Source organism: Elioraea sp. Yellowstone (assembly GCF_006704265.1).
Lineage (GTDB): Bacteria > Pseudomonadota > Alphaproteobacteria > Acetobacterales > Acetobacteraceae > Elioraea.
On record NZ_VIKA01000003.1, the window covers coordinates 56,228 to 75,406 of the forward strand.

General features: G+C 71.7%; 18 protein-coding genes. 10 read left to right on the plus strand and 8 right to left on the minus strand.

The features are described 5' to 3' along the window. The first annotated feature begins 99 nt into the window (after positions 1-99). Both FK498_RS01260 and FK498_RS01265 read left to right on the plus strand, forming a co-directional pair. Positions 100-1,155: a glycosyltransferase family 4 protein gene (locus FK498_RS01260; RefSeq protein ID WP_141850993.1), complete on the plus strand. Its 1,056-nt coding sequence runs from the start codon at positions 100-102 to the stop codon at positions 1,153-1,155. A 53-nt stretch (positions 1,156-1,208) separates the two neighbouring features. Further along, a complete protein-coding gene (locus FK498_RS01265) occupies positions 1,209-3,386 on the plus strand; it encodes an amylo-alpha-1,6-glucosidase (RefSeq protein ID WP_202614698.1) in 2,178 nt (725 codons plus the stop codon). 3 nt (positions 3,387-3,389) lie between these two features. Here the strand turns inward: FK498_RS01265 and FK498_RS01270 are convergent, their stop codons facing one another. The 3 genes from FK498_RS01270 to FK498_RS01280 all read right to left on the minus strand — a co-directional run bounded on the left by FK498_RS01270 (position 3,390) and on the right by FK498_RS01280 (position 6,558). Then, entirely contained in the window at positions 3,390-4,208 is an 819-nt protein-coding gene (locus FK498_RS01270) for an N-acetylmuramoyl-L-alanine amidase (protein WP_141850995.1), read from the minus strand. Between the two features lie 119 nt (positions 4,209-4,327). After that, positions 4,328-5,620, minus strand: coding sequence for a DUF445 domain-containing protein (locus FK498_RS01275; protein WP_141850996.1), 1,293 nt, complete (start codon positions 5,618-5,620; stop codon positions 4,328-4,330). A 50-nt stretch (positions 5,621-5,670) separates the two neighbouring features. After that, positions 5,671-6,558: a DMT family transporter gene (locus FK498_RS01280; protein WP_161988264.1), complete on the minus strand. Its 888-nt coding sequence runs from the start codon at positions 6,556-6,558 to the stop codon at positions 5,671-5,673. A gap of 181 nt (positions 6,559-6,739) precedes the next feature. Between FK498_RS01280 and FK498_RS01285 the strand changes: the two genes are divergently transcribed. Next, positions 6,740-7,450, plus strand: a complete 711-nt coding sequence (locus FK498_RS01285; RefSeq protein ID WP_237560795.1) for a M48 family metallopeptidase — start codon at positions 6,740-6,742, stop codon at positions 7,448-7,450. 121 nt (positions 7,451-7,571) lie between these two features. Here FK498_RS01285 and acnA read toward each other — a convergent pair whose 3' ends face one another. Beyond that, positions 7,572-10,265, minus strand: a complete 2,694-nt coding sequence (acnA, locus tag FK498_RS01290; protein ID WP_141850999.1) for an aconitate hydratase AcnA — start codon at positions 10,263-10,265, stop codon at positions 7,572-7,574. A 115-nt stretch (positions 10,266-10,380) separates the two neighbouring features. Between acnA and ccmA the strand changes: the two genes are divergently transcribed. Next, positions 10,381-10,980, plus strand: coding sequence for a heme ABC exporter ATP-binding protein CcmA (ccmA, locus tag FK498_RS01295; RefSeq protein ID WP_141851000.1), 600 nt, complete (start codon positions 10,381-10,383; stop codon positions 10,978-10,980). Between the two features lie 5 nt (positions 10,981-10,985). Continuing rightward, positions 10,986-11,642, plus strand: a complete 657-nt coding sequence (gene ccmB, locus FK498_RS01300) for a heme exporter protein CcmB (RefSeq protein ID WP_202614701.1) — start codon at positions 10,986-10,988, stop codon at positions 11,640-11,642. Positions 11,643-11,686: 44 nt separating this feature from the next. On the opposite strand, the gene FK498_RS01305 is transcribed toward ccmB, so the two are convergent. Next, complete coding sequence (locus tag FK498_RS01305; RefSeq protein ID WP_141851002.1) at positions 11,687-12,058, minus strand: hypothetical protein; 372 nt, start codon at positions 12,056-12,058, stop codon at positions 11,687-11,689. Between the two features lie 431 nt (positions 12,059-12,489). On the opposite strand from FK498_RS01305, the gene FK498_RS01310 reads away from it, so the two are divergent. Further along, a complete protein-coding gene (locus FK498_RS01310; protein ID WP_141851003.1) occupies positions 12,490-13,098 on the plus strand; it encodes a hypothetical protein in 609 nt (202 codons plus the stop codon). A gap of 56 nt (positions 13,099-13,154) precedes the next feature. Here the strand turns inward: FK498_RS01310 and hemB are convergent, their stop codons facing one another. Together hemB and FK498_RS01320 are read right to left on the minus strand one after the other, a co-directional pair. Further along, positions 13,155-14,162 (minus strand): porphobilinogen synthase, encoded by a 1,008-nt coding sequence (gene hemB / locus FK498_RS01315; RefSeq protein ID WP_141851004.1) that lies wholly within the window; start codon positions 14,160-14,162, stop codon positions 13,155-13,157. Between the two features lie 4 nt (positions 14,163-14,166). Beyond that, positions 14,167-15,486 carry an O-acetylhomoserine aminocarboxypropyltransferase/cysteine synthase family protein gene (locus FK498_RS01320; protein WP_141851005.1) on the minus strand — a complete coding sequence of 440 codons (1,320 nt, stop codon included), beginning with the start codon at positions 15,484-15,486 and terminating at the stop codon, positions 14,167-14,169. Positions 15,487-15,509: 23 nt separating this feature from the next. Here FK498_RS01320 and FK498_RS19690 point away from each other — a divergent pair, with 23 nt between their 5' ends. The 4 genes from FK498_RS19690 to FK498_RS01340 all read left to right on the plus strand — a co-directional run bounded on the left by FK498_RS19690 (position 15,510) and on the right by FK498_RS01340 (position 18,014). Continuing rightward, positions 15,510-15,731: a DUF6898 family protein gene (locus FK498_RS19690; RefSeq protein WP_141851006.1), complete on the plus strand. Its 222-nt coding sequence runs from the start codon at positions 15,510-15,512 to the stop codon at positions 15,729-15,731. A gap of 85 nt (positions 15,732-15,816) precedes the next feature. Beyond that, complete coding sequence (locus FK498_RS01330; protein WP_141851007.1) at positions 15,817-16,494, plus strand: hypothetical protein; 678 nt, start codon at positions 15,817-15,819, stop codon at positions 16,492-16,494. A 7-nt stretch (positions 16,495-16,501) separates the two neighbouring features. Then, positions 16,502-17,323, plus strand: a complete 822-nt coding sequence (locus tag FK498_RS01335) for a dienelactone hydrolase family protein (protein WP_141851008.1) — start codon at positions 16,502-16,504, stop codon at positions 17,321-17,323. Between the two features lie 73 nt (positions 17,324-17,396). Continuing rightward, positions 17,397-18,014 carry a hypothetical protein gene (locus FK498_RS01340; RefSeq protein WP_141851009.1) on the plus strand — a complete coding sequence of 206 codons (618 nt, stop codon included), beginning with the start codon at positions 17,397-17,399 and terminating at the stop codon, positions 18,012-18,014. A gap of 84 nt (positions 18,015-18,098) precedes the next feature. On the opposite strand, the gene FK498_RS01345 is transcribed toward FK498_RS01340, so the two are convergent. Further along, a complete protein-coding gene (locus FK498_RS01345) occupies positions 18,099-19,166 on the minus strand; it encodes a permease (RefSeq protein WP_141851010.1) in 1,068 nt (355 codons plus the stop codon). Positions 19,167-19,179: the final 13 nt, after the last annotated feature.

Below are 19,179 nucleotides of genomic sequence, written 5' to 3' on the forward strand. Positions count from 1 at the left end.
CGCTGCCGCGGCTCGGCCCTCGTGCCGGGAGCGTCCTCGCACAATCAGCGTCTGACGGCTTCGTGTGTCCATGAACGCGCGAACGAGAGGGGGGTGCGCATGAGGATCGGCATGGTCGCCCCGCTTGCCGAGAGCGTCCCGCCGGCGCTCTACGGCGGCACCGAGCGGGTCGTGCATTACTTGACCGAGGAGCTGGTGCGGCTCGGCTGTGAGGTGACGCTGTTCGCGGCGGGCGATTCGCGGACGTCCGCGAGGCTCGTCGGCTGTGCGCCGCGTGCGCTCCGCCTCGACCCCGCGGTGCGGGATCAGCTTCCGCACCACATCGCCATGCTGCGTACCGTGCGCGAACAGGCCGACCGGTTCGACCTGATCCACGCCAACATCGACTGGCTCCACTATCCGGCCCTCCTGGATCGGCTGGGCCGTACGCTGACCACGCTGCACGGGCGGCTCGACCTGCCCGACCTCCGCGCCGTGCATCACGCCTACCCGGAAGCGCCGCTGGTCTCGGTGTCCGAGGCGCAGCGCGCGCCGCTCGCGGATCTGCGCCTCAACTGGATGGGCACGGTGCATCACGGCCTGCCAGCCGATCTCTACCGCCCCTCGACCCGCGGCGGCGACACCCTGCTCTTCCTCGGCCGCATCTCGCCCGAGAAGCGGCCCGACCGCGCGATCCGCATCGCAGCGGCGGCCAGGATGCGGCTGCGCATCGCCGCGAAGGTGGATGCGGTGGACCGGGACTACCATGAACGCGAGATCGCGCCGCTGATGCGCGCGCACGATGTCGAGTTCGTGGGCGAGGTGGACGATGCCGGCAAGCAGCGTCTGCTCGCCGAGTCGCGCGCGCTGCTCTTCCCCATCGACTGGCCCGAGCCCTTCGGCCTAGTGATGATCGAGGCGATGGCGTGCGGGACACCCGTGATCGCCTGGCGCTGCGGGTCGGTGCCGGAGGTGGTCGAGCCCGGTGTGACCGGCTTCATCGTCGCCTCCGAGGCGGAGGCGGCCGAGGCGGCGCGGCGCGCCGTGCTGCTGGACCGCGGCCGCATCCGCGCCCGTTTCGAGGCGCGCTTCACGGCCGAACGCATGGCGCGCGACTATCTCGCGATCTACGCGCGCCTGTGCGAATCCGCCTCCCAGCGGCCGATCGCCGCCTGAGCGGCGGCCGGCAGGGCGCGGCCGCCGGCGTGGCCGGCCCAGGAATGCCCGCGATGAACGAGCCGCTCGCCCCGCCCGCGATCCAGTTCTACATCCCCGCCACGACGTCGCTCGCGGAGCGCCGTCCGCGCACCCTCAAGCACGGCGACATGTTCGGCCTGTTCGATCCCGACGGCGACATCGCCGAGGGTGAAGCAAGCCCGGACGGGCTCTATTTCCGCGACACCCGCGTTCTCTCCCGCCTCACCCTGACGATCGAGGGGCGGCGGCCGATCCATCTCTCCTCGCGGGTGAGCGACGACAACCACCTGCTGACGGTGGACCTGACCAATCCCGACATCCTCGGCGCCGACGGGCGGCTGGTTCTGCCGCGCGACGTGATCCATCTGATGCGCACGCGCTTCCTGCACGACGGCACGTGCTTCGAGCGGCTGCGCCTGGAGAACTTCGACAGCACGCCGCGCGAGGTGGAGCTCGCGATCGCCTTCGCCGCCGATTTTGCCGATCTGTTCGAGGTGCGCGGCCATCGCGCAAGCGGACGCGGGACGATCGCGACGCGGAGCGAGCCCGACCGCGCGGTCCTCTCGCACACGGCGCGCGACGGTCTGGTCACCGAGGTGACGCTGGCGGCCGCACCACAGCCGGCGACGTCGGCGCCGGGCCGGTTCGTCTGGCGGGTGCGGCTTCCGCCCGGGGCGCGCCGGGTGGTCGAACTGCGGATCGGCGTGCGGCAGGACGGCAAGGGCGCCTCTGTCGGCGTCCATCCGCCCTTCGCCGCTTCGCTGCGTGCGGCACGCCGCAGCCTGCGCGCGGATGCGCGTCGCGCCGCCGCGATCGAGACCTCGAACGAGGTGGTCAACGAGATCCTCTGCCGCGCCGCAGCCGACCTCTGGATGCTGACGGCGCGGACGCCGCACGGCCTCTATCCCTACGCCGGCATTCCATGGTTCAGCACGGTGTTCGGCCGCGACGGGCTGATCACCGCGCTGGAAACGTTGTGGATGGATCCCGAACTTGCGCGCGGCGTGCTGCGCTTCCTCGCCGCGACCCAGGCCACGAGCACCGACCCGGCGCGCGACGCGGAGCCCGGCAAGATCCTGCACGAGCTCCGCGCGGGCGAGCTCGCGCGCCTGGGCGAGGTGCCGTTCGGCCGCTACTACGGCAGCGTCGATGCGACCCCGCTCTTCGTGCTGCTCGCGGGGCTCTACCATCGCCGCACCGGCGACCAGGCGACCATCCGCGCGATCTGGCCCGCGATCGAGGCCGCGCTCCGCTGGATCGACACCCATGGCGATCGCGACGGCGACGGTTTCGTCGAGTACGCCGCCGCGCGTGGCGCCGGGCTGGTCAACCAGGGCTGGAAGGACTCGGGCGATTCGGTGTTCCATGCCGATGGCAGCCTCGCGCGCGGACCGATCGCGCTCGCCGAGGTGCAGGGCTACGTCCATGCCGCCAAGCGCGAGGCCGCACGGCTCGCGCTGCGGATGGGCGATCGCGCGCGGGCGGATGCGCTCGAGCGGGAGGCGGAGGCGCTGCGGCATCGCTTCGATGCCGCCTTCTGGTCGGAGGAGCTCGGCTGCTACGCGCTCGCCCTCGACGGCGAGAAGCGGCCCTGCCTGGTGCGGAGCTCCAACGCGGGCCAGCTCCTGTTCACCGGAATCGTCGGGCCCGAGCGCGCCGCGCGCCTGGTCGATCTCCTCACGGCACCAGCCTTCTTCTCCGGCTGGGGCATCCGGACCATCGCCGAGGGCGAGGCGCGGTACAATCCGATGTCGTACCATAACGGCTCGATCTGGCCGCACGACAACGCGCTGATCGCACTCGGCTTCGCCCGCGCGGGTTTCGGCGAGGCCGCGCTCAAGGTGTTCGGTGCCCTGATCGACGCGGCGGCGGCGATGGATCTGCGCCGTCTGCCCGAGCTCTACTGCGGCTTCCGCCGCCGCCCCGGCACGGGACCGACGCTTTATCCGGTGGCCTGCGCGCCGCAGGCCTGGGCCGCCGGCGCGATCCTGGGCGTGCTCGGCGCGGTGCTCGGCCTCGAGATCGAGGCCGAGCCCGGCGCGGTGACGCTTCGTCATCCGCGCCTGCCGCCGGTTCTGGAGCAGGTGCGCATCAGGGGGCTGCGCGCGGGCGAGGGCAGCGTCGATCTCCTGCTGCGCCGCCACGGCGAGGACGTGGCGGTGAACGTGCTGGCACGGCGGGGCGATGTTGCGGTGAGGGTCGTGCTGTAGTCGTCAGGCCCCGATCCGGCGCAGGAAGGCGCCGTGCACGAAGCCGTCCGGCGTGCCGTCGCCCTGCAGGTCGACCTGGCGCCACTCGCCTGCCTCGCGCAGCACGCGCAGCCTCGTTCCCGGCGCGAGCGACTTCAGCACCGCGAAGCCGGTGCCGGGACCGCCGCGCAGGTTGAGCGAGTCCCGCACCGTCACCTCGAACGCGCCGAGATCGTCGTCGCGCAGCGTGCCCGATCCCGCAGCACCCCCCTGGTTCTGGTAGCGCGCCATCGGAAAGGCCGGACCCGGATCCAGCTTGCGGCCGGGCGAGATGTCGTCGTGGCCCACCACCTCCTGGATGGTCGGATAGGCCGCGCGCAGCGCGGCGACGATCGCGTCGAGCGCCCTGAGCTGGGCCTCCGGGTAGAGCTCCCACGCCATCACCGGCCCGCCGTTCCTGTGCGCCGCCACCATCACCTCGTGGGGCGCGAAGATGCGCAGGCCCGCGCGCGTCCAGCCCTCCGAGGTCTGGCGGTCGAGGAAGCCGAAATTGGCGATCTCGATGCCGATCGCGTGCCGATTGAGCCCGTCGAAGCCGCGCCACGAGGAGGGGCCTGCATGGAAGGCGGCGACGTTGAACGGCACCGTCTGGATGATGCCCCCGTCGCGATCGACGAAGAGATGCGCCGAGAGGCCGCGGTCGCGGATCGCACGCACCGAGGAGAGCGCCGAGCCGCCGGCGGTGTAGTGCATGACGATGAAGCGCGGCGTGATCCTGCCGCCGACATGCGGCGACTCCTCGAACGTGATGCCGTCGAGACGGTTGCGCTTGACCTCGAGCATGGACCTCTCCCCTTCATCGCGACGGTGACCATAACGACAGCGCAGCGGCCGGTCACCGAGGAATGGGCCTCCGCGCCCAGGAGGCGCTGCCCGCGCCTCGGGCGGGCGTCGGCACGCGGCTACACCGGCACGCGGCCGAACAGCGCCGACAGCAGGGCATAGAGCGCGGCGCCGACGGCGGCGCCGAGCAGCGTGCCGTTCAGCCGGATCATCTGCAGCTCGCGCCCGACCTTGAGTTCGATCCGCTCGACCAGGTCCTGGTCGGACCAGCCGGCCACCTTGGCGGCGACGAAGCCCTCGATCCGCGCCTGCGCCCGCGGCGCGAGCGCGGCGACGACCTCCTCGACCAGCCGGTTCAGCCCGTGCCGCGCCTGCTCGTCGTGCTCGAGCGTGCGGCCGAGATTGGCGATCATGGTGGCCAGGGCGGCGACGATGCGGCTCTCCTCGCGCTCGATGTCGAAACGCGCCATCTGCGAGAGCCTGAGCACGGCATCCTCGAGCCAGGCGGCGACGGTCGGATGCGCGAACACGGACCGGATCGCGCGCGCGAGGTCGGCGGCGCGCGCGGGATCGTGCTCGAGCCGGTCGATCTCGCTCTCCACCCAGGCGTCGAAGGCGGCGCGCAGGTCGCTGTCGGAGGGCTCGATGCGGGCGAGCTCGGCGTTGATGCTGGCGAGCACCTTCTTCGCGATCCAGGCTCCCGCGACCCATTGCACGACCTTGCCGCCCTGCTCGGCGACCCGGCTCTCGATCGCGACGCGCAGCTTCTCCTCGTTCGCCGCGAGCGTGGCCTTCACCTGGGCGAGCGCATAGCCGAACACCTCCTGGTGCTGGCCGCCGTCGAGCAGGGTGCGCAGCAGCCGTCCGGCCAGCCGTCCCGTCCCCGGCCCGGCGACGATGCGCGGCAGGAGCCGGCGCAGCACGGTCTGCGCGCGCCCCTCGGCAAGGGAGTCGAGCAGGCGCGGCAGGAAGGGCGCGAGCGCGGCCGCCGCGCGCCGCGCCGCCACCGGGTCGGCGAGCCAGCGCGCCGCGGCGGCGGCCACGTCCACGCCCTCCACACCCCTGCGGATGCTCTCGGGAGTGAAGAACTGGCGTGCGACGAAGCGGCCCATGCCGCCGGCTAGGCGTTGCTTCTCGCGCGGGATCAGCCCGCCGATGCCGGTCCAGCGGCCGAACGGGTAGCGGAACAGCGCGTTGACCGCGAACCAGTCCGCGACCGCGCCGACGAAGCCGGCCTTCGCGGCGGCGTGCGCGAGGTCGACCCACCAGGCGCGTGGCGGCTCGACCGCGTAGAGCCCGACGGTCGCGGCCAGGGTCGCCGCCATCGCCGCGCCGGCATAGAGGCGCCAGCGCGCGAGCCGTGCCCGCTCCTCGGCGCGTTCCCGGATGGCCGGGTCGATCGGTCCGTGCATCGGGTCCGACCTTACGTGAGGGAGGAGGGGCGCCGGAAGCGCGCGGCGGGTCACGCTGGCGCGGGGCGGGCCGGCCGGGTGGCCAACGCGAGCCCGGCGAAGATCAGCACCGCGGCCGGCAGCGCGAGCGCGCCGGGGATCTCGGCGAAGAACACCCAGCCCCAGAACAGTCCGGTCAGCACAATCACGTAGCCGACCTGGCTGACGAACACCCCGCCCTGATGCGTGAGCAGCCGGAAGTAGATCAGGTAGGCGGCGGCCTGCAGCATGCCCTGGATCAGGGCGAGCGCAGTCGCCGCGTCCGCGTCCGGCAGCCGTGCTTGGCCGAACGCCAGCGCGGCGGGGACGAGCCAGAGCACCGATGCGGCAAGCGTGCCGGCGGCCAGCACGAGGGGCGGGGCCGCCGGCGGGCGGAAGCGCACCGCGAACAGGTTCGATGCGGCGTAGCAGGCCGGGATCAGGCCGGAGAGCGCGGCCCAGGCGACCGATCCGCCCGCCGGCAGCACCGCGCCGGGCGACAGCGCCAGCGTCGTGCCGGCGAGCGCCAGCACCACGCCGACCGCGCGTCGGCGGGTCGCGCGCTCGAGCCCCGCGGCGGCGGCGAGGAGGAAGGTGAGCAGGGGCGAGGCGGGGATCACCATCGCCAGCACACCCGCCGGCAGGTGCTGCAGCGTGACGAAGACCAGCGTGCCCGGCACCGCCGAGCCGAGCAGCCCGGCGCCGACATAGAAGCCGAGCGCGGCGGCATCCGCGGGCGGGATCTCGCGCCGCACCCAGGAGATCGCGGCCAGGATCGCCGCCGCCGCCGCCGTGTAGAACAGGGCATAGCCGACCGGCCCGATCCCATCCCCGACCGCGAGCTTGCCGACCGCCGGAGTGACACCCCAGATCGTGCCGAGCGCGGCCAGGAGGAGGAGGGCGAGGGGCGAGGCCGGCATTACGGTGCCGCGCGGTGGCGGGCGGCCGAGTCCCGGTCGCGGTTGCGGCCGGGACGGCATGGCTGCGGCCCGACCCATGCGTGGCGGATCAACAGGTTGCACGCGCCTCTTGTCCCTCCCGTTGCGGTGCCGGCTCGTCATGATTGAACCGGGCCGGGCGGAAGGGCATGCTCCGCGCCGCATGCGTCCCCCGGCCACCCCGACCCGCGAGATGCTCAGGCTGCCGCACGGCCCCACCGAGGTCGAGTGGCGGCGCAGCGCGCGCGCGCGGCGGGTGACGCTGCGGATCGATCCCGCAGCCGGGGCGGTGGTGGTGACGCTGCCGCTGCGCGCCGGGCGGGGGCAGGGCATGGCCCTGTTGCAGGCGCACAGCCGTTGGGTGGCGGACCGGCTGGGCGCGCTGGCGCCGCACGTGCCGTTCGCGGACGGCGCGATGGTGCTGCTGCTCGGCGAACCTCATCCGATCCGGCATTGTCCCGACGGACTTGGGGGAGTGTGGCTGGAGGCGGGCGAGATCCGGGTCGCCGGCGACCCCGCGTTCCTGGCACGGCGGGTCGCCGACTGGTTCCGCGCCGAGGCGCGGCGGCGCATCACGCCGCGCGCGCTCGATCACGCGGCGCGGATCGGCAGGTCGGTGCGCCGGATCGCGATCAAGGACCAGCGCAGCCGCTGGGCCTCCTGCGCGCCGGACGGGACGCTGGCGTTCTCGTGGCGGCTCGTGATGGCACCGGAATGGGTTCTCGACTATGTCGTCGCCCACGAGGTCGCGCATCTGCGCGAGATGAACCACTCGGCGCGCTTCTGGGCGCTGGTCGCGTCGCTCACCCCGCATGCCGCGGCGGCCAAGTCGTGGCTGGCCCGCAACGGGGCGCGTCTCCTGCGCTACGGTTGAGGGGATGTGCGGCTCGGAGGGGAGGGCCGGTCGCCGCCCCCTCCGGCGGTCATGCGTGGGAAGCCGCCGCGGCGGGCCGCAATCCCGTCCGTGCCCTGGCCCCCGATCCCGGACCGGAGCGCTACGCCGCCTTGGCCATGCCGCGCAGCACGTAGTGCAGGATGCCGCCGTGGCGATAGTACTCGACCTCGTCCACGGTATCGATGCGGCAGAGCACCGGCACCCTGTCGACGGCGCCGGTCGGCCGGTGGATCACCAGCTGAAGCTCCATGCGCGGCTTGAGGTCGGCGAGACCGAGGATGTCCAGCACCTCCTCGCCGGTGAGCGCCAGCGTCTTGCGGTCCATGCCCTGCGTGAACACGAGCGGCAGCACGCCCATGCCCACCAGGTTCGAGCGGTGGATGCGCTCGAAGCTTTCGACGATCACCGCCTTGACGCCCAGGAGCGCCGTGCCCTTCGCCGCCCAGTCGCGCGACGAGCCGGTGCCGTACTCCTTGCCGCCGATCACCACCAGCGGCACGCCTTCGGCCTTGTAGCGCATCGCCACGTCGTAGATCGGCGCGATCTCGCCGGAGGGATAGTGCCTCGTGACGCCGCCCTCGATCCCGGGCGTCATCTCGTTGCGGATGCGGATGTTGGCGAAGGTGCCCCGCATCATCACCTCGTGGTTGCCGCGGCGCGCGCCGTAGCTGTTGAAGTCCTGCGGGCGGATCTGGCGCTCCAGCAGGTACTCGCCGGCGGGCGAGGCCTTGCGGATCGACCCCGCCGGGCTGATGTGGTCGGTGGTGATCGAGTCGCCCAGCATCGCCAGGATGCGCGCGCCCTTCACGTCCGCCACGGGCGGCGGCGTCATCGTGATGCCCTCGAAATAGGGCGGGTTCTTCACGTAGGTCGAGGCGTCGTTCCAGCGATAGGTCTCGCCGCCATCGACGGCGATCGCCTGCCACTGCGGCGGGCCCTTGAACACGTCGCCGTAGCGTGTCTGGAACATCTGCCGGCTGACCGTGCCATGCACGACGTCGGCGATCTCCGCGTTCGAGGGCCAGATGTCCTTCAGGTACACCGGCTTGCCGTCGGTGCCGGTGCCGAGCGGCTCGGTCGCGATGTCGATGTTCATCGTGCCGGCGAGCGCGTAGGCGACGACGAGGGGCGGCGAGGCGAGATAGTTCGCGCGCACCTGCGCGTGCACGCGCCCCTCGAAGTTGCGGTTGCCGGACAGCACCGAGGCGACCACCAGCTTGCCGTTCTCGATCGCGTCCGCGATGTGGTCATCCAGCGGGCCGGAGTTGCCGATGCAGGTGGTGCAGCCGTAGCCCACAAGGTTGAAGCCGAGCGCGTCGAGATCGACCTGCAGCCCGGACTTCTCGAGATACTCCGTCACCACCTGCGAGCCCGGCGCGAGCGAGGTCTTCACCCAGGGCTTCGCCTGCAATCCCTTCCTGCGCGCGTTGCGCGCGACCAGCCCGGCCGCAACCATCACGTAAGGGTTGGAGGTGTTGGTGCAGGAGGTGATCGCGGCGATCACCACGTCGCCATGGGTCAGTTCGTAGTTGGTGCCCTCAACCTTCACCTTCTTGCCGACATCGTTCGCCGGCACACCGAGCGACTTCGTCAGCTCCTCCTTGAACGACCGGGACGCCGCCGAGAGCAGGACGCGGTCCTGCGGCCGCTTCGGCCCGGCAAGGCTCGGCTGCACGGTCGAGAGATCGAGCTCCAGCGTGTCGGTGAACACCGGATCCGGCGTGTCGGCATCGCGGAACATGCCCTGCGCGCGCCAGTAGGCCTCGGCGAGCTTGATGCGGTGCGCATCGCGCCCGGTGAGCTCGAGATACCTGAGCGTCGCAGCATCGACCGGGAAGAAGCCGCAGGTGGCGCCGTACTCGGGCGCCATGTTGCCGATGGTCGCACGGTCGGCCACCGGCAGGTCGGCGAGGCCCGGCCCGAAGAACTCGACGAACTTGCCGACCACCCCCTTCCTGCGCAGCATCTGCGTCACGGTCAGCACGAGGTCGGTGGCGGTCGCGCCCTCGGGCAGCCTGCCGACCAGGCGGAAGCCGATCACGTCCGGGATCAGCATGGCGATCGGCTGGCCGAGCATGGCCGCCTCGGCCTCGATCCCGCCGACCCCCCAGCCGAGCACACCCACGCCGTTCACCATCGTGGTGTGGCTGTCGGTGCCGTAGCAGGTGTCGGGGAAGACGTAGGTCGTGCCGTTCTCCTCCGAGGTCCACGCGACCTGCGAGAGATACTCGAGGTTCACCTGGTGGCAGATGCCGGTGCCGGGGGGGACGACGCGGAAGTTGTTGAAGCTCTCCTGGCCCCAGCGCAGGAAGGTGTAGCGCTCGACGTTGCGCTCGAACTCGATCTCGACGTTCTTCCGGAACGCGTCGGGCTTGCCGAAATGGTCCACCATCACCGAGTGATCGATCACGAGATCGACCGGGACGAGCGGGTTCACCTTCTGCGGGTCGCCGCCGAGCCTGATCATGCCGTCGCGCATCGCTGCGAGGTCGACCACCGCGGGCACGCCGGTGAAGTCCTGCATCAGGATGCGCGCCGGACGGAACGGAACCTCCTTCTCGGAGCGACCTTCCTTCAGCCACTCGGCGACCGCCTTCGCGTCCTCGACCGTGTAGCTGCGCCCGTCCTCGAAGCGGAGGATGTTCTCGAGCAGGATCTTCAGCGTCACCGGCAGGCGGGAGAGGTCCGCGCCCAGCGCCTTCGCCGCCGCCTCGATCGAGAAATAGGCGTAGTCCTTGCCGTCCACCGTCAGGGTCCGGCGGGTCTTCAGGCTGTCCTGCCCGATCATGCTCATGGGGATGTCGCTCCGCGTTTGCGCCCAGAAGGCCCACAGCGCCCGGGCGTCTTTGCGGGGCAGGGCTTACACCATAGGGTGCGGGCGCGTCCATGCGGGGTCGGAAGGGTCAGGGGTGCTCGAGGCGCGGGAACTGGCTGGCGAACGCGGGGGCAGGGTGGTCTTCGCCGGCGTCTCCTTCGCCCTCGCGTCCGGAGGGGCGCTGCTGCTGACCGGGCCCAACGGCGCGGGGAAGACGAGCCTGCTCCGCGCCCTGGCGGGGCTCGGCCGGATCGCGGCGGGCGCGCTCTTGTGGGAGGGGCGGCCGGCGCTCGCGGATCGCCCGACGCATGCGGCGCGGCTTGCGCTGGTGGGACACCAGGATGCGCTGAAGCCGGCGCTGACGGTTGCCGAGACGCTCGCGCACGAGGCGCGGATCGTCGGCGGCGATGCGGCGGCGGCGCTTGCGGCGCTGGGGCTCGAACCGCTTGCCGATCATCCCGTGCGCATCCTTTCGGCCGGGCAGAGGCGGCGGGTGGCGCTTGCCCGGCTGGTGCTGGGCGCGGCGCGGCCGCTCTGGCTGCTCGACGAGCCGACGGTCGGGCTCGACGTGGAGGGAGTGGCGACGCTCGGGCGTCTGCTGGCGGCGCATCGTGCGCAGGGCGGCCTGGTGGTGGCCTCGTCACACCTCGCCCTGCCGCTCGAGGGCGCGGCCGAACTGCGGATGGCCGCATGACGCCGATGCTGGCGCTGATCCGGCGGGATCTCGCGCTCGCGCGGCGCAATGCCGGCGATACGCTGGCGGCGGTCGCGTTCTTCCTGCTCGCCTGCGGATTGTTCCCTTTCGGCGTCGGTCCGGATCCGGCCGTGCTGGCGCGGATCGCGCCGGGCGTGGTGTGGGTCGCCGCGCTGCTGGCCGCGCTCCTGCCGCTCGACCGACTGCTCGGCGCGGATTACGAGGACGGCACGCTCGACCAGCTCCTGGTCTCGGGGCTGCACCCGGCGGCGGTGGCGGCGGCGAAGGCCGTCGCGCACTGGCTCGCGACCGCGCTTCCGCTGCTCATCGCGGCGCCCTTCGGCGCGGTCATGCTGAACCTGCCGCTCGGCGCCATGCCGGCGCTGCTGGCCGCACTCGCGCTCGGCATGGGCGTGCTGTCGCTGCTCGGCACGGCGGGGGCGGCGCTGACGCTGGGGGCGCGGCGCGGCGGCGTGCTGCTGCCGCTGCTCGTGCTGCCGCTCGCGATCCCGGCGCTGATCTTCGGCGCCGCGGCGGTGGAAGCGGCGGCCCTCGGCCTGCCGGCACGACCGCATCTGGCGATGCTTGCGGCGATGCTTGCGGCTTCACTGCCGCTCGCGCCGCTCGCGGCGGGGGCAGGGCTGCGCGCCGCGGTCGAGTGATCGCAACAATGGCCGGTGGTGCCGCGCTGCACGAGCCCCGGCGGTCAGCCGTTGGCGAAGTAGTCCATGATCCAGGCGAATTCCTCGATCACCGCGCCGCTCCTGACAGGTGGCTGGTTGCGCCGCCAGTTCCTGTCGTAGATCTCGCCGTCGCGGATGTAGGTCCAGCCTCCTCCGCCCCGGCCCTGCTGCCCGTCGCTCCAGGCCAGCATGGACACCGCCATGCGGATGTCGCCCCCGACCCTGACCGTGCGCTGCCCCCGGATGCGCAGGTGCAGATGCGGATGCTCGGTCGTGCCGTTGCCGTTATAGTATAGGTCGCCGCCTGAACCGCGCACCCAGCCGCGCTCGCGAAACTTTCTGGAGATGTCGTCGGTGAACATGTAGGTGATCGGCTGCGGCGGCGATCCGGACATGGCCAAGCCTCCCCGAGATGAACGGCTCTGGCGCGAGATTAGGATGACGATTCCGCATCGACAACAGGATCAGCACGGAATCCGCCGCCCATTGTCGCGTCGCCGAGCCCAAGCAGGGGCGACGCGGGGGACGTGGGGTGCAGCCCAACCGTGCGTTCCCTCGCCCGCGGGCGGCAAGAATGAACCATCCGATGGCACCGCCTCAGCCCGTTGCTGTCGCGGGCGGACTCAGCGCCCCGTCCAGCAGTCGACGCCGATCGCGTGTGTGGCCGATCGCCCGCCCGAGCGCCGGGTGGGGGCGGCGGTGATCGCCACGGCCAGCCCGAGGCCTGGCACCACGTGGAGCATCTGCCTGCCGCGGTGCCCTCGTTGCGGGGCGCAACCGGTGTATGATCCCTCCCGATCCGCGCGGCACAGGACCGGGCAAGGACATGGCGAAACCGGTGGTCTGGACGCATGGCTTCAAGCCGGCGATCACCCAGGCGCAGCAGGCCCTGATCCTATGGTTCGAGGGCATGATCGTCGGCCTCGCAGCGCGGGCCGGCCACCATCTGGGTGCGCTCGACGTCGAGAGCGCGGGCAAGTTCGGATTGAAGCTCGAGGAGCGGTTCCTGGCCGACAATCCAAAGCCGCACCGGTTCTTCCGCGCCTCCATCGGCTCGACGGTCGAGCGCAAGGTCTATGACGAGCTCTGCGGCCTCTGGACCGGCGCGAAGCGCGTGGTCGACGGCGGCGCCTGGGCCGGCGTCTATCAGGGCGAGATCGGCACGAAGGACGACATCGTCACGATCGTGTTCGCGATCGAGTACCAGCCGAGCCACGCGCCGGCGCTGCCGTGCAGCTTCAAGAAGTCCCGTCCGGATATCCGGCTGTCGATCGGCACCGGCAGCGACGGCGTGAACTACGAGGCGCTGTTCGACCTGACCTCCGAAGGGCAGGTCGGTCACGTGCTGAAGAAGGGCGACCGGTGGCTGAGCAAGCCGAACGTCGCCTACGTCTCGGAGATCGTCTGGACCAACGACGACATCATGCACAGGTAGCGGCCGGCAGGCATCGATCATGGCCGGGCCGCGCCCGCCGCCCGCCCGCCTCGCATTCACCCGGTCTTCAGGATCCTCGCCGCCGCCGGCGCGAAGTAGGTGAGCACGCCGTCCGCGCCCGCGCGCTTGAACGCGAGTAGGCTCTCCATCATCGCCCGCTCGCCGTCGAGCCAGCCGTTGCGCGCCGCCGCGGCGATCATCGCGTACTCGCCCGAAACCTGGTAGGCGAAGGTCGGCATGCCGAACGCGTCCTTCACCCGCCGGACGATGTCGAGATAGGGCATGCCGGGCTTCACCATCACCATGTCCGCGCCCTCGGCGATGTCCATCGCCACCTCGCGCAGCGCCTCGTCGGTGTTGGCCGGGTCCATCTGGTAGGTCTTCTTGTCGCCCTTCAGCGCCGCGCCGGAGCCGACCGCGTCGCGGAAAGGGCCGTAGAAGGCCGAGGCGTACTTCGCCGCATACGACATGATCCGGGTGTGGATCAGCCCCGCCTGGTCGAGTGCGGCGCGGATCGCGCCCACACGGCCGTCCATCATGTCCGAGGGCGCGATCACGTCGATCCCGGCCTCGGCCTGCACCAGCGCCTGGCGGCAGAGTGCCGCGAGGGTCTCGTCGTTGGCGACGTAGCCGTCGCGGATCACGCCGTCGTGGCCGTGGCTGGTGTAGGGATCGAGGGCGACATCGCCGACCAGGCCGACCGCGGTGCCGAGCGCCGCCTTGATCGCGCGCGCTGCGCGGCACATCAGGTTCTGCGGATTGGCGCTCTCGGTGCCGTCCTCGTCCTTGAGCTCGGGCGGAGTGACGGGGAAGAGCGCGATCGCCGGGATGCCGAGGGCGACGGCCTCCTCGGCCGCGCGCACGGCACGGTCGATGGTGAGGCGCTCGACCCCCGGCATGGAGGCGACCGGCTCGGCGGCGTCCACACCCTCGCGGACGAAGATCGGCCAGATGAGGTCCTCGGCCGACAGGCGGTGCTCCGCGACCAGGCGCCGCGTCCAGTCGTCGCGGCGGTTGCGGCGCGGCCGCGCGGTCGGGAAGCGGCCGGTGTAGCGGTGCGCCATGACCCTACTCCGCCGCCCTGCGCTCGGGCGCGGCGGCCGCCGCGAGCGCCTGGTCGATGTCGGCGAGGATGTCGTCGATGTGCTCGAGGCCGATCGAAAGCCGCACATAGCCGGGAGTGACGCCGGTCGCCTCCTGTTCGCGCGCGTCGAGCTGGCTGTGCGTCGTGGAGGCCGGGTGGATCGCGAGCGAGCGCGCATCGCCGATATTGGCGACGTGGTAGAGCAGCTTGAGGGAGTCGATGAACCTCCGCCCCGCCTCCCTGCCTCCGGCGAGCTCGAAGCCGATCAGCGCGCCGTAGCCGCCCCTGAGGTAGTACTCGGCGCGGCGCCTCTGCTCGCCCTCGAGGAACGAGGGGTAGATCACCTTCGTCACGGCGCCGTGCTGGGCGAGATGGTTGGCGACCTTCAGCGCGTTCTCGCACTGCCGCTCCATGCGCAGAGGCAGCGTCTCGAGCCCCTGGAGGAACAGGAAGGCGTTGAAGGGGCTCATGGCCGCGCCGAGGTCGCGCAGCAGGATCACGCGCATGCGGATGATGTAGGCGATCGGTCCGAGCGGCTTCACCGCCTGGGTCCAGACGGCGCCGTGGTAGGAGGGATCCGGCTCGTTCAGCAGCGGGAAGCGCCTCGCGTGCGCCTCCCAGTCGAAGTTGCCGCCATCGACGACGATGCCGCCGATCGAGGTGCCGTGCCCGCCGATATACTTCGTGGTGGAGTGCATCACCACGGCCGCGCCATGCTCGAGAGGGCGGCAGATGACGGGGGCTGCCGTGTTGTCCATGATCAGCGGCACGCCGAGCCGGCGACCGATCTCGGCCACCTCCCGGATCGGGAAGACGTGCAGCTTCGGGTTCGGCAGCGTCTCGGCGTAGTAGGCGCGGGTGCGGTCGTCGGTGGCGCGCGCGAAGGCTTCCGGGTCGGCGGGATCGACGAAGCGCACCTCGACGCCGAAGCCCTTCAGGGTATTGTTGAACAGGTTCCAGGTGCCGCCGTACAGGTCGGTCGAGGAGACGATGTTGTCGCCCGCCTGGCAGAGATTCATCACCGAGAACGTCGTCGCCGCCTGCCCGGAGCCGAGCGCGAGGGCAGCGACGCCGCCCTCCAGTGCCGCGACGCGCTTCTCCAGCACATCGACCGTCGGGTTCATGATGCGGGTGTAGATGTTGCCGAGCTCCTTCAGCGCGAACAGGTTCGCCGCGTGCTCGGTGCTGTCGAACTGGTAGGATGTCGTCTGGTAGATCGGCACGGCGACCGCGCCGGTGGCCGGATCGCGGCGGTGGCCGGCGTGCAGGACGATGGTCTCGGGGCGATGGCTGGGGTGCGACATGGCGATGCTTCCCGGAGCTGCCGGTGACGGTCAGGCGCGACGATAGGGCAGGTGTCCGGCCGCCGCCACCCGGGCGCGAGGTGATCTACGAGCACCGGCGGATGGGCGCGTGGCTGCGCGTTGCGGCGGTCGATGCGGCGACCGGGATCGAGGCCGTGGCGACCGGCCCGGCGGAGGCGCCGGCGATGGTGGAGCGGCTCGCGGCGGCCAAGCTCGAACGGCTGCTCGCGGCCCGGCGGCGCTGAGCGGGGGAGGGAGGTGTGAGCCGGCTCACAGGGGAGATCGTGACGGTTCCGCATAATCCTCCGGCCGGGATCACGGAGGCCATCGATGTCGCTTCTGAACAAGACCGCCGACCTGATGCACCGCGAGCGCGGCTACTTCGTCTCCAACGGCTTCGCCAATGCCGAATGCGGCTCCTACGGCGAGCGGGACTCGCATGTGTACGAACGGCTCGGCAATCTCAGGCAGGTGAACGGGGGTGTGCCCGACCCGGTGGTGGACCGTCTCGGGCCGCGCGATCCGCGCTGGTTCATGGACAGGAGCGCCAGCGCGGGGCGATGGCAGGTCGGTGCCGCGGTGCCGGGAGGGCTTGTCGCGCTCTCGGTGAGGCTGACCTTCTCCGCCAAGCACGCCGTCGCCTGCTATCTTGCCTCCTACGACGAGATGCAGCTCAGGAACTCCGAGCAGATCGGCGATGCGCTGGCCGAGCTCTACCGCAGGAAGGGCAACGACTGGACGCTCAAGCGCAAATGGGCGATCGGGGCGCTCGAGGTGAAGAGCGGCTTCATCGTCATGAGCAACGAGAAGGACGTCGAGGTGACGCTGACCGGCACCGGCACGGTGAGCGCGAGCGGCATGCCGATCACCTTCGATCTCGGCGGCGTGCAGGGCGGCCGGTCCAGTTCCGTGGAGATGATCGGGCTGAAGGGGATCACGCCCTTCGTGCTGCTCGCCGAGGTGAAGGACGGGCTGTTCTCGAAGGCCACCTGGGGCCCGCTTGGGTGAGCGGCGGATGAGCCTGCGGCGCCTCGCCGCGCTGGCGGTCGCGGCGGCGCTGCTCGCCGGCCCGCTGCGCGCCGAGGGGCCGCGGCGCGTCACCGTCCCCTCGCGCGACGGCACCGCCCTCGATGCCGTGCTGCTGATGCCGCAAGGCAGGGGGCCGCATGCGGCGGTGATCCTGCTGCACGGCTGCGGCGGGCGCGATGCGCGCGACGGCCGGCTCGACGCGCGCCATGCCGACTGGGCGGCGCGGCTCGCGGCCGCCGGCTTCGTGGTGCTGCTGCCGGACAGCTTCGCCTCGCGCGGGCAGGGACCGCAGTGCACGGTGCGCGACCGGCGCATCCTGCCCTGGCGCGAACGGCGTGCGGATGCCCTGGGGGCGCACGACTGGCTCGCCGGACAGCCCTTCGTGCGTGCCGGGGCGATCGCGCTGATGGGCTGGAGCCATGGCGGCTCGACGGTGCTGGCCACCGCCGATGCGCCCGGCTTCGCCGCCTTCATCGCCTTCTATCCCGGCTGCACGCGCGCGCTCCGGGGCGAACGTTTCGTACCCGCAGCGCCGCTCCTGCTGCTGATGGGCGAGGCGGACGACTGGACGCCGCCGGAGCCCTGCCGGCTGCTGGCCGAGCGCGCCGGACCCGCCGTCACCTATGTCGGGTATCCCGGGGCCTTTCACGGCTTCGACGCGCCGGATCGGCCGCTGCGCCTGCGTCGGGGGCTCGCCTTCACCGTGCGCGGCGACGGCACGGCGCATGTCGGCACGGATCCGGCAGCGCGCGCGGATGCGCTCGCGCGTGTGCCGGTCTGGCTCGCCCGGCACACGGGGGATAGGTGACGGCCGCGCCTGTTGCGCTTGCGGTCCGGCAGATCCTTGCGCGAGACTGGTTCGGCACAACCGGAGCGCGCCCATGCCCGAGCTCGTCTGCCCCCGCTGCAAGCCCGGCTCGACCACCCTGACCGGCGTCATCACCTGCATCGCCCAGGGGCAGAAGGGGGTGGCCAACCCCAACCCGCCCGGCGGCACGATCGACATGCCCGCGATCGACACCGACAGGATGCGCTTCCCGTATTTCGGCAAGGGACGGTCGAGGAATCTGATCGGTGCTGGGTTCGTGGTCGGCTTCAAGGAGGAGATCACCACCGGGATCGGCGCGAACGGGCGGGGGAACCGCTGGCGGCTCGACTACGACCCGGACAAGGGGCTGCATGTCAATTTCGAGAGCGACACGGTGCCGAAGATGGCGCACCGCTTCCACCGCATCGACGCGCAGCCCTTCGTCGCGAAGACCTGCCCGTTCCCGGACGGGATGGCGAAGCTCGACGCGGAGGAGCAGGTGAAGCGGATGTGGTTCTCCTGGACCAAGGCCCATGTCGCCAAGGGCAGGCAGGTGGCCGAGGTGCAGAACGAGATGGCGAATGCCTACAAGGACCTCGGCATCAAGGACGCCGACAGCTTCATCGGCCGGTTCGATGCCGGCTCGACCTATGCGAGCGTCGCCGACCTGCTGACCACCCCCAAGGCGTGACGCGCAGCGCCGGCGCGCCCCATGGCCGCAGGGACCCGGCTGCCGAGGGTTCCCCGGCGCCGGGCTCGCACCGGCCATGTCATCTCAAGCCCATGCCAGCACCGCCATGTAGCCGTAGCCGGCCGCGAGCGCACCGGACGCGGCGAAGGCCAGGTAGGCCGCGAACACGCGCGGCTTGACCAGCGCCCAGACCGCCATCGCGGCGGGGATGCTGGTCACACCGCCGGCCAGCATGAAGGTCAGCCCGACGGCCGGGCTCATGCCGAGTCCGATCAGTCCCGAGACCAGCGGAATCGCGGCGAAGCCGTTCAGGTAGGCCGGCACGCCGAGCGCGACCGCCAGCGGGATCGCAAACGCATTGCCCTCGCCGAGCAGCCGCGCGACCGCCTCGCCCGGCAGCCAGACGACCATCAGGCTCTCGATCAGGAACGCGAGCGAGAGCCAGCGCAGCAGGAACCAGGCAGAACGGCCGGACTCGAGCACGAAGACCTGCGCCCGCTCGGGCTCGGTCCAGAAGCGCCAGACCGGCGCGGGCGGCTTCAGCGAACGCTTGGCACGACAGGCGGAGGGGCGGCCGACGGCAGGGCGCAGCGGATCGGCCAGCCCGCCGGCGCCGACGATCGCGAGCGTGCCGAAGCCGCCGAACAGCCCGATACCGATCGCGGCCAGCGTCTTTGCGAGCGCGAATTCGAGCCCGATCGCACCGACCAGCAGGGCGAACTGGTTCGGATCCATCAGCGGGCTGGCGAGCCAGAACGCCATCACCGGCGCGATCGGCACGCCGGCCGCGAGCAGCCCCGCGATCAGCGGGATCACCCCGCAGGAGCAGAAGGGCGAGAGTGCGCCCAACCCGGCAGCGGCCAGGATCGCCCCCGTCTCGCGGCCCTGGAAGGCCCGGGCGATCTGCTGGTCTGCCCCCGTGGCCTTGGCCCAGCCCGCGACCAGGACCGAGACCGCCAGGAACGGCGCGATCGAGGCGAGCGCCCTGGCAAGGAAGCCGAGGCTCGCGACCGCCTGTGCCGGTGCCGTTGCGAGGAGCGCCAGCAGGAGTGCGGCGCTCGCGACAAGCACACGGTCGGCGCGCCGGAGCCGCCCGCGCCAGTCGGCTTTCGGCGGGGCGGCGCCGTCGATCGCGGGTGTGGTGGTGGTCATCGGGTCATCTCCA